Raw genomic sequence first — 9,471 nt, 5'->3', positions numbered from 1 at the left:
GTATATCTATATTTAATAGGATAATAATATTAGCTGCTATGTGTTGATTTTTACATAAAATGAGAGGCTCGATTTTATGAGCCTCCCCAATGTTTGACATAGAGCCAAAAATAGAGCCTTTCAAAGGCTCTACTTAAGTAAATTATAATTCAGCAATTGCTTCTATTTCAAGAAGACCATTTTTAGGAAGTTTTCCAACTTCTACACAAGATCTTGCTGGTTTGTGGTCCCCGAAAAATTCAGTATAAACTTCATTTACTGCTGCAAAATCGGCTATGTTATCTAAAAAGATATTTACTTTTACAATTTTATCAACGCTTGAACCAGCTTCTTCAACAATAGCCTTTACATTATCTAAACTTTGTTGAGTAGCTTTTTTGATATCATCAGTTACTAATTCCCCAGTTTCTGGAACTAACGGAAGTTGTCCTGAAGTAAATACTAAATTACCAACTATCGTACCTTGTGAATATGGACCTACTGCTGCAGGTGCCTTTTCTGTTTGAATTATTTTCATATTTCCCCCTTGTCACTAAAATTGTCTCTATTAGACCAAAGTCTCTCAATATTATAGTATTCCCTTTCATCTTTATGGAATACATGTACTATTATATCATCAAAATCCAATAGAATCCATCTCATTGAATTTCGGCCTTCTTTATTAGTAGGTTCAAATCCAGCCTCTGCCATCTTTTCTTCAACTTCATCTGCTATAGCAGAAACTTGAGTTGATGAATTGCCACTAACTATGACAAAATATTCTGCAATACCTGACATCTCTTGAATATCCAAAACTTGAATATCCATGCCCTTTTTATCTTCACATGCGTTTTTTATAATCTCAAGTTTTTTATTTACCATTTACTCTCCTTGCTTTAAATCCAATTCTCTAAGCAATTTATCCGTCGCCTTTTCATCTAGAAAAAAATAAGAAATCTTATTCTTGTATCCAGCTCTACCAGGTAAAGTATGCTTTTCTATATTTTCCATTCTAAACCCACCAACATTCTTTCCAAGCTTCATAACAGTTGAAAAAGGCATATTGGTATCAGTATATTGCTCATACGCCTGCAGTAAAAGTGGTGCCTTAAGCCAAGTTTTAGGCTCCTTCAACTTCGACAAAAAAGCTCCGGCAAATTGTTGCTGAGCTTCAACCCTACCTAAATCTTGATTGACATAGCCCTTTCTAAATCTTAAAAACTGTATAGCCTCTTCGCCATTTAAAGTTTGGACACCCTTTTTAAGATCTATATGTAGAGGAGGATCAGAATACTCATCATTATATTTCATATCCATAGGAACGTCCACTTCCACTCCATCAACTACATCAGTTACCTTTTTTACAAAGCCGTAGTCCACTACAACATAATTCTTTATATTTGTTCCCAGCGTATCATTAATAGTCTTTAAAGTCAACTCAGGACCACCAAAATTGAAAGAATGATTTAATTTTTGTCTTCCATGTCCCTCAATCTTAGCATAAGTATCACGCGGCACAGAAATTATATCAGTCTTTCCAGTCCCGGTATCAATACTTACAATCATCATAGTATCTGAACGTGTGCCATTTTCAATATTCTTAACGTCCTTTACGTCCACTCCCATAACTATAAAAGTTTCTCTTTTAGTACTATCATTAAACACTTCATTAAAGAAATCACTAGGATTTTCAATATGGTTTTTTAATAAAAAATATCCTATAGACCCTACAAACACTACAATAAGAATTAATAATGTAGCAAAAAACGCCTTAAAAAACCTTCCCATTCTTCATCTCCAATAAATAATTTCTGGCATCAAAAGTATATCTCGCAATATAATTCATATCTTTTGCCAAAAATAAAATTGTATTATTTAAACTTTCAAGCATAGCTAAATCAATGTCCTCATAACTCAACTTACGAGCCCTCTCAACACCATTAAAGTTTCTCATAGGCTCTATATAATCAGCCAAGTATATAACCTTGTCCAACATAGTCATGTTAGCTCTGCCAGTAGTATGAAATCTTATAGCATTTAAAATTTCTTCATCATCTATTCCGTATCTTTGCTTCGCTATTTCAGCGCCCAAAAAAGAATGAATTATCTGTGGTGAAAAATGCATATCATGAGTGAGCTCAAGATTATATTCCCTGCATTTTTCTAGTAGCAAACTCAAATTTCTTATCTTTGCACAGTCGTGAAAAAGGCCCGCTATCTTAGCTTTTTCAATATCAACACCATATCTATTAGCAAGTTTTTGAGCTTCATCTGCCACTCTTAAAGTGTGTTCAAATCTCTTTTCTCCTATTAAGAAGATTATTTCCTCTCTATATTTTTCTATCACTTGTACAATTCCTTCTCTTTTATAAAATCTATAACAACATCTGGAATGAGATACTTAACTGATTTATCCTTAGAAATTCTATTTCTCAAATCAGTAGACGAAATTTCATAAAGCGGAGTTTCAATTATGTGAATCTTGGCATCATACTTTTGCTTTAAATACTTCAGCTCAAGAGCCAAAATTTGAGTAGACACATATTCAGGTCTAATAGCACAAATAAACTCAACCTTTTTAAATAAAAGATCTATCTTTTTCCAGGTCTTTAATTGAAAAAGAGTGTCTGAACCAATTATAAAATAAAATTTTCCGTCAAGCTTACCTTCTAAATTAGAAATAGTGTCCACAGTGTAGCTTATGTCACTATTTTTCACTTCAATATCTGAAATAGAAAAATACTCATTTTCCTGAACTGCCAACTCAACCATCTCATATCTAAGACTTGCATCAGTAGTTTTCTTATGAGGTGGATTTCCAGTTGGAACAAAAATTATCTCATCAAGTTCCATGTCCACTCTAATATATTCACTTATCATCAAATGTCCAAGATGAATAGGATTGAAAGTCCCACCCATTATGCCATACTTTTTCATTATTTAAACCTTACAGCTCTATTTTTTTATTTTCCTTAGATTCTCTATAAATAGTAAGTTTATTTCCTATTTGTTGTACAAACTCAGCATTTGTAGCATCTAATATCTCTTCTACAATCTCTCTTGCTTCTACAGGTGAATTCTTTAGAACAGTTATCTTGACCAACTCATGGTCTTCCAAACTCTTATCTATTTGAGATAGCACTCCATCTCCAATACCACCTTTGCCAACTTGAATCAATGGATTTAAAGTGTTGGCAATTGACTTTAAATATGATCTTTGCTTTCCTGTTAACATTTTACTCCTATTCAAAGAACTCAAACTCGTAGTCTCCGATAAACACTGAGTCACCTTCTCCTACGCCAAGTTCCTTAAGTTTTTCCACAACTCCGTTCTTTCTCAAATTCTCTTGGAAATAACGAAGTGAATCTCTATCTTCAAAATTAGTAGACCTCAACAATTTGTCAATATAAGGTCCATCTACAATAAACTCATCATTTTCTGTATATACCTTGATTCCATCTTCACGAACTTCCTCTTCAACGTGGATTTCGTCATAAGTTTCATATTCCTGCTCTTCAACACTTTGAAGTTCAGTATAAACAGCCTTCATGAGCTCATTTAAATTTTCAGTAGTGGCCGCTGAACCAGTAAATATCTTATAATTAGATAACTCTTTCTTTACCCTTTCAACATTCTCCTCACTCCCAGGTATATCAGTCTTATTTAAAAATATAACTTGCCTTTTTTGAGAAAGCCTTTCATTGTAATTCTTCAATTCCTCATTGATTTTGTAGAAATCCTCAATTGGGTCCCTACCCTCTTGTCCAGAAGCATCAATTACGTGAATCAAAACCTTGGTTCTCTCAACGTGTTTTAAAAATTCATCACCAAGGCCAATTCCCTCACTTGCTCCCTCAATAAGACCAGGAATATCTGCAAGCACAAAACTCATCTCATTTCCAAGACTTACAACACCAAGATTAGGCGTCAAAGTTGTGAAATGATAATTTGCAATCTTAGGCTTAGCCGCAGTTACAACAGAAAGCATAGTAGACTTACCAACATTAGGAAAACCTACAAGTCCTACATCCGCAAGCATCTTTAACTCAAGAATAACTTCCCTTTCTTGACCACGAGTACCAGCCTGTGCAAAAGAAGGTGCTTGTCTAGTAGAAGTAGTATACTTCGCATTTCCCTTTCCACCACGTCCACCTTTGCAGATGACAAACTCATCATCAACACTCTTTAAATCAACTATAACTCCGCCAGACTTAGCATCTTTTACAAGAGTTCCCACAGGAACACGCAACACTATATCTTCGCCGTCTTTGCCAAACTTTAGCTTGTTCATTCCATTTCCGCCACTCTCAGCCTTATAAACCCTTTTATATCTAAAATCCATAAGAGTATGCAAACCTGAATCAGTCTTTATGATAATATCTCCGCCACGTCCTCCGTTTCCACCTGCAGGACCGCCAGCCGGCTCATATTTTTCTCTTCTCCAAGCCACGGCTCCATCTCCGCCATGACCCGCTTGTAATTTTATCTCAGCTCTATCTATAAACATATTTCATCACTCTTTAATTATATCATTTAAATCCTGCCAAACTTATTAAAGTAAAGCTAAGATTTCTATAATATTTCTAAGAAAAAAAGCCGTAGGTTTCTACGACTTTTGTGTTTAAGCGTAAACGCTAACTATCTTTTTGTTACCTCTGCCCTTAGTTTCGAATTTAACTACTCCATCTGCAGTTGCAAACAGTGTATCATCGTTACCACGCATAACGTTTAGTCCCGGATGGAACTTAGTACCTCTTTGTCTTACAATAATGTTACCGCTAAGTACAGGTTGTCCGTCACTTCTCTTAACTCCAAGTCTCTTAGAATTAGAATCACGACCGTTCTTTGATGAACCTACACCCTTCTTAGAAGAGAATAACTGTAAATCAAACTTTATCATTATCCCACCTCCTGTGAGTTGTTATCTACTTTAAGCATCACATGCTCCGAGTAATTTTTTTCCAACAAGCTTAGTCCCTCAATTAAAAATAAGAAACTATCTTGTAACTTTATATAATCAGATTTATTTTTGAAAACTACCTTTAAATATCCCGAATCTTGTTCATCATAGATATCCCCTTCAGCAATACCCAAATTGTTTATTGCTTGAAAATAAAGTGTTTGAGTGAGAATTGAAACCCCTGCACACACAATATCATACTCAGAATCTCCATAATCAGCATGCCCCTTAGAGCTAAATCCGAAATATAAATCATCTTCCCTATAAAGAGTTACCTCAACCATTAGTTAATAGCACTGATTTCTACTAACGTGTATGGTTGTCTGTGTCCTCTTCTCTTTCTTTCGTTCTTCTTAGATTTGTATTTGAAAACAACAATTTTCTTATCCTTAGCTTGTGCAAGAACTTTAGCTTCTACTTTAGCTCCTTCAACATAAGGCTTACCAATCTTAGTAGATTCTCCACCAACTAAAAGGACTTTGTCAAAACTTATGTTAGAACCTTCTTCAACGTCTAACTTTTCAACCTTAACCTTGTCTCCAACTTTAACTTGGTATTGTTTACCACCTGTTTCGATTACTGCGTACACTGTAGCACCTCCTCATTTTCAAGACTCGCCTAATAGGTAATTAAATTTTAAACCTAGTTCGTGCGGTTACTCTTGGTATGTTAACACAAAGGCTTGTGTTTTGCAAGAAAAAAGCTATTAAAATTCACTTTTTTGAGCTATTTAATTCCTTAAAATTTTTATAACCTGAATAACTCAAATATATAAGAACCACAAACCCAAAAATTATTTGAGTACATCTACTGAATAAATTAGTAAAATAAAATACAAGACCTATCAATAAAATTATCAATCCAATAATAAAATCTTTCAATCCATATTCTCCTCATAAAGACTAGTACTCCACTTTATCTAAAATCCCTTTTAATTTTGATATTGTTAGTCCATAGTTTGTAACTGGGACTCTAGCGTTTTTTGCCTTTTCTATTCGATTCATTACCCTCGCTCTATTAAACATACAACTTCCACACATAATTATCAAGTCATAATCTAGTTCTTTCGGGAAATCTAGTCCTCTTGAAAAATCTATTTGCATATCTCCATACTTTGCTCTTAGCATCTTTGGAATTTTAATTCTCCCTATGTCTTCTTCAAGTGGAGCGTGTGTACAAGCTTCTGAAATTAAAATTTTAGAGTTTTCATCTAACTTATCTATTTTTTCTGCGCCTTTTACAAGTTCTGTTATATCACCCTTGGCTCTTGCCATTAGTATAGAAAATGAAGTTATCTTAGAGTTTTTAGGTTTTAGTTTATATACCTCTGCAAAGACTTGCGAATCTGTTATTATCATATCCGGCTCGTGTTTTAAAAGGTTTAAAGTCCTCTCTAAATCATCTGTTTTACAAGAAAAAACAGAACATCCTAAATCTAGAAGGGATCTAATAGCTTGAACCTGTGGCAAAATCAATCTGCCCTTAGGGGCTTGCAAGTCTTGTGGCATTACCAACACAACAGTTTCTCCACCTACTAAAAGTCCTTCTAGCAATGGCCTTTCGCCTATCAATTCTTTTGCGACTTCTCTTATCTTTGCTAAAATTTCTTCTTTGACAAATTTGGTGTATCCTTTTTTTTCTGAGCCGGAGTTATTTATCTTTATAAGAGGTTTTTTTATGCTCTTTAATATTTCCAAAAGTTCATCATTAGTCTGATTCCTTTCAATATATATTAAAATATCACACTCTTCTAATACTTTTTTTGTACGCTCGACTCTCTTTTCTCCAAGTTCTGAATAGTCGTCGAATCCCGCGGTATCTATTAGCGTTGTAGCACCAACGCCTTGAATCTCCATCGGTTTATAAACCGGATCTGTAGTAGTTCCTGAAACACTCGACACGAGTGATGTTTCCTGCCCTGTCAACAAATTTACCAATGTCGATTTTCCTGCATTTGTGCTTCCAAAAATCCCTATATGAATTCTGTTTCCCTTTGGAACTTTAATTCCTTTAGAATCTAAAATCTCTTTCTCCACTTTTTATTTTCTCCAAGTATTCTTTAGTTCTCTCTCTAACTTTTTCATTCTTTATTACTCTCAAATTTTCTTCTATTATTCTATTTCCCTCTTCAAGAGTCTTTTCATTTCCATAGTCGCACATATATTCTTCAAGGGTTATCAATGCATTTGGATGGCAACAGTTCACGATTTGTCCGCTCTTTAAAAGACTCATAAATCTATCTCCTGTCCTTCCTTCTCTGTAACAAGCTGTACAAAAACTTGGTATGTGTCCAAGTTCTAAAAGCCAGTTAACTACTTCTTGCAATGACCTTCTATCTGATACATCAAATTGTGCCGACTCAGATTCTATATCTTTTATATATCCTCCGACAGCTGTTCTTGAGCCCCCCGATATTTGACTTACCCCAAGGTCAAGAGCCTTTCTTCTCATTTCCATAGATTCTCTTGTGGAGATTATCATTCCTGTGTATGGAACTGCTATTCTAATGAGGGCTATTAATTTTTCAAATGTTTCATCGTCTAATGCGTTTTTAAAATCTTCTGTATCTATGTCATCAGCCGGGCAAATTCTCGGCACTGAAATTGTGTGTGGACCGACTCCAAATGTGGCTTCTAAATGTTCTGCGTGCATTAATAGGCCTATGAGCTCATATTTATAGTTTTCAAGTCCGTATAGTACACCAATCCCAACATCATCTATTCCCGCTTCCATTGCTCTATCCATTGCTTCTGTATGGTATGCGTAGTTTGATTTTGGTCCTGTTGGATGAAGTGCTTCGTAATTTTCTTTGTTATATGTCTCTTGGAAAAGTATATACGTTCCTATTCCGGCTTCTTTTAATTTTTTATAGCTTTCAACGTCTGTAGCGGCTATGTTTACATTGATTCTTCTGATTGAACCATTTTTATGCTTTGTATCGTAAATTGTCTTTATACTTTCCAACACATAATCTAACGGATTGTTTACTGGGTCTTCCCCCAGCTCAACTGCTATTCTCTTATGTCCCATATCTTGCAACGCGATTACTTCTTGTCTTATCTCTTCTTGTGTAAGTTTTATTCTTGGAATACTCTTATTTTTGCTATGATAAGGGCAGTACACACAACCATTCACACAATAGTTTGATAAATAAAGTGGTGCAAAGAGTACGATTCTATTTCCATAAAACTTTTCTTTTATCTCTCTTGCTATGGACTTCATCTCTTCTATGATTTTTTCATCTTCACAGTTTAATAAAATAGCAGCTTCTCTATGTGCAAGTCCCTTTAAACTTCTGGCTTTTTCTAAAAGTTGTCTATGTAATTCATAGTTATCTTTATTTTTTTCCCCGTATTTTAATGATTCTAAAATTTCATCATTATCTATAAATTCAGTAGCTAACTTACTTTTTACGTTGTACATCTTTAAAATCTCCTCTATTCATAACAATATGGTAACCTAATTCCCCAAACATATTTTTCAATTCTTCTAAATTCTCTGCCGCTTCTATTTTGAAACAAGCTTTATCTTTGTACAATGCATAATCTTTTCTTCTGTAAGTTGGTGTCATATTCGGCATATATACATTCGCCGCGTATTCTATCGCCTTATCTCTCCACTCTTTTGACAGTGTCGCAAGTGAAGTCGTAGCCGGTATATTTGCCCTTGGGAACATAATTCTCAAAATGCATAGTAAAAACACCGTAAGTTCCACCGACCCACTATCTTCATTTTCAAATGGTGTCCCTTTAGCCGGTATAAAAGGTCCTATCCCAACCATTTCAGGATTTAACTCCGATAGATAGACTAAGTCCTCTGCTATGTTTGATACTGTCTGCCCTGGTGACCCAACCATAATTCCTGAGCCTGTTTGAAACCCAAGCTTTTTTAAATTACTTAAAGCTTGTAACCTATGCTCTTGGCTCATAGATTTTGGATGGAGTTTATAGTAATGTTCTTGATTTTTGGTTTCGTGTCTCAATAGAAATCTATCAGCTCCCGCCAATCTATATTTCTCCAAAACATCAAATTCTTTTTCGCCAACTGACAGAGTTATCGCCGTTTCAGGATTGATTTTTTTAATCTCTCTAATTATCTCTATCAGTTCTTCATCTTTAAAACCTTTATCTTCTCCACCTTGTAATACAAAAGTTTTAAATCCTATTTCCGTTCCGAGCTTCACACTCTCTAATATTTCTTCTCTAGAAAGTCTGTATCTATTTACATCACGATTTGAAGCTCTTATTCCACAGTAGTAGCAATCATTTTTGCAACAATTTGAAATTTCTATAAGCCCTCTAACATATATTTCTTTATTGAAAAATCTTTTTGTAATTGCTTTTGCCGAAAGATATACTTCATCTAATATCATATCTCTATTTTCTATTAGCAATTCAAATTCTTCTAGTTTTAAGTTTCTCGTCTTTAACAATTTATCAAAAACTAGATAAATATCATTTTTAAAAATCTTTTTATCCATCTTAATATCCTCACAAACTAAGAAAATTATAGCACAAAACAACAGTATTAA

Annotated in this window: 14 protein-coding genes; all 14 read right to left on the bottom strand. The window is 34.4% G+C overall.

Annotated features, from left to right (window positions below; translation table 11 throughout):
- Positions 1–142 precede the first annotated feature (142 nt).
- A complete protein-coding gene (locus tag HMPREF9129_RS05995; protein WP_004821457.1) occupies positions 143–517 on the bottom strand; it encodes a RidA family protein in 375 nt (124 codons plus the stop codon).
- A complete protein-coding gene (rsfS, locus tag HMPREF9129_RS05990; RefSeq protein WP_004821456.1) occupies positions 514–861 on the bottom strand; it encodes a ribosome silencing factor in 348 nt (115 codons plus the stop codon). Before rsfS ends, HMPREF9129_RS05995 begins: the two co-directional genes overlap by 4 nt.
- Entirely contained in the window at positions 862–1,767 is a 906-nt protein-coding gene (locus HMPREF9129_RS05985; RefSeq protein ID WP_004821453.1) for an LCP family protein, read from the bottom strand.
- Positions 1,751–2,326 (bottom strand): bis(5'-nucleosyl)-tetraphosphatase (symmetrical) YqeK, encoded by a 576-nt coding sequence (yqeK, locus tag HMPREF9129_RS05980; protein WP_004821451.1) that lies wholly within the window; start codon positions 2,324–2,326, stop codon positions 1,751–1,753. The genes HMPREF9129_RS05985 and yqeK overlap by 17 nt, the downstream gene beginning before the upstream one ends.
- On the bottom strand, positions 2,323–2,916 hold the full coding sequence (gene nadD / locus HMPREF9129_RS05975) for a nicotinate-nucleotide adenylyltransferase (protein WP_004821448.1): 594 nt from the start codon (positions 2,914–2,916) through the stop codon (positions 2,323–2,325). Before nadD ends, yqeK begins: the two co-directional genes overlap by 4 nt.
- Positions 2,917–2,926: 10 nt before the next feature.
- Positions 2,927–3,214, bottom strand: coding sequence for a ribosome assembly RNA-binding protein YhbY (yhbY, locus tag HMPREF9129_RS05970; protein WP_004821446.1), 288 nt, complete (start codon positions 3,212–3,214; stop codon positions 2,927–2,929).
- 7 nt (positions 3,215–3,221) lie between these two features.
- Positions 3,222–4,487 carry a GTPase ObgE gene (gene obgE / locus HMPREF9129_RS05965; protein WP_004821444.1) on the bottom strand — a complete coding sequence of 422 codons (1,266 nt, stop codon included), beginning with the start codon at positions 4,485–4,487 and terminating at the stop codon, positions 3,222–3,224.
- Positions 4,488–4,601: 114 nt separating this feature from the next.
- The gene (gene rpmA / locus HMPREF9129_RS05960; protein WP_004821442.1) at positions 4,602–4,880 is read right to left on the bottom strand and encodes a 50S ribosomal protein L27; all 279 of its coding nucleotides are present in this window, start codon (positions 4,878–4,880) and stop codon (positions 4,602–4,604) included.
- A complete protein-coding gene (locus tag HMPREF9129_RS05955) occupies positions 4,880–5,224 on the bottom strand; it encodes a ribosomal-processing cysteine protease Prp (protein ID WP_004821441.1) in 345 nt (114 codons plus the stop codon). Before HMPREF9129_RS05955 ends, rpmA begins: the two co-directional genes overlap by 1 nt.
- The gene (gene rplU, locus HMPREF9129_RS05950) at positions 5,224–5,529 is read right to left on the bottom strand and encodes a 50S ribosomal protein L21 (protein WP_004821439.1); all 306 of its coding nucleotides are present in this window, start codon (positions 5,527–5,529) and stop codon (positions 5,224–5,226) included. Before rplU ends, HMPREF9129_RS05955 begins: the two co-directional genes overlap by 1 nt.
- A 124-nt stretch (positions 5,530–5,653) precedes the next feature.
- Positions 5,654–5,821 (bottom strand): hypothetical protein, encoded by a 168-nt coding sequence (locus tag HMPREF9129_RS11405; RefSeq protein WP_004821437.1) that lies wholly within the window; start codon positions 5,819–5,821, stop codon positions 5,654–5,656.
- A 21-nt stretch (positions 5,822–5,842) separates the two neighbouring features.
- Complete coding sequence (locus tag HMPREF9129_RS05945) at positions 5,843–6,976, bottom strand: GTPase (protein ID WP_004821435.1); 1,134 nt, start codon at positions 6,974–6,976, stop codon at positions 5,843–5,845.
- Positions 6,951–8,363: a [FeFe] hydrogenase H-cluster radical SAM maturase HydG gene (gene hydG / locus HMPREF9129_RS05940; RefSeq protein WP_004821433.1), complete on the bottom strand. Its 1,413-nt coding sequence runs from the start codon at positions 8,361–8,363 to the stop codon at positions 6,951–6,953. The genes HMPREF9129_RS05945 and hydG overlap by 26 nt, the downstream gene beginning before the upstream one ends.
- Positions 8,344–9,471: [FeFe] hydrogenase H-cluster radical SAM maturase HydE (hydE, locus tag HMPREF9129_RS05935; protein WP_004821431.1), on the bottom strand; the 1,128-nt coding region annotated here is incomplete at its 5' end. The genes hydG and hydE, both read right to left, overlap by 20 nt.

Origin of the sequence: Peptoniphilus indolicus ATCC 29427 (assembly GCF_000227315.1) — a bacterium.
In the GTDB taxonomy this organism is placed as follows: domain Bacteria; phylum Bacillota; class Clostridia; order Tissierellales; family Peptoniphilaceae; genus Peptoniphilus; species Peptoniphilus indolicus.
Note: the sequence above shows the minus strand (reverse complement) of the source record. Positions and strands in the feature narration are given on the sequence as shown.

What these genes read in the sequence shown, in the direction of transcription:
- HMPREF9129_RS05995 (WP_004821457.1), bottom strand. Translation starts at nt 517, where the DNA reads ATGAAAATAATTCAAACAGAAAAGGCACCTGCAGCAGTAGGTCCATAT.
- rsfS (WP_004821456.1), bottom strand. Translation starts at nt 861, where the DNA reads ATGGTAAATAAAAAACTTGAGATTATAAAAAACGCATGTGAAGATAAA.
- HMPREF9129_RS05985 (WP_004821453.1), bottom strand. Translation starts at nt 1,767, where the DNA reads ATGGGAAGGTTTTTTAAGGCGTTTTTTGCTACATTATTAATTCTTATT.
- nadD (WP_004821448.1), bottom strand. Translation starts at nt 2,916, where the DNA reads ATGAAAAAGTATGGCATAATGGGTGGGACTTTCAATCCTATTCATCTT.
- yhbY (WP_004821446.1), bottom strand. Translation starts at nt 3,214, where the DNA reads ATGTTAACAGGAAAGCAAAGATCATATTTAAAGTCAATTGCCAACACT.
- obgE (WP_004821444.1), bottom strand. Translation starts at nt 4,487, where the DNA reads ATGTTTATAGATAGAGCTGAGATAAAATTACAAGCGGGTCATGGCGGA.
- rpmA (WP_004821442.1), bottom strand. Translation starts at nt 4,880, where the DNA reads ATGATAAAGTTTGATTTACAGTTATTCTCTTCTAAGAAGGGTGTAGGT.
- HMPREF9129_RS05955 (WP_004821441.1), bottom strand. Translation starts at nt 5,224, where the DNA reads ATGGTTGAGGTAACTCTTTATAGGGAAGATGATTTATATTTCGGATTT.
- hydG (WP_004821433.1), bottom strand. Translation starts at nt 8,363, where the DNA reads ATGTACAACGTAAAAAGTAAGTTAGCTACTGAATTTATAGATAATGAT.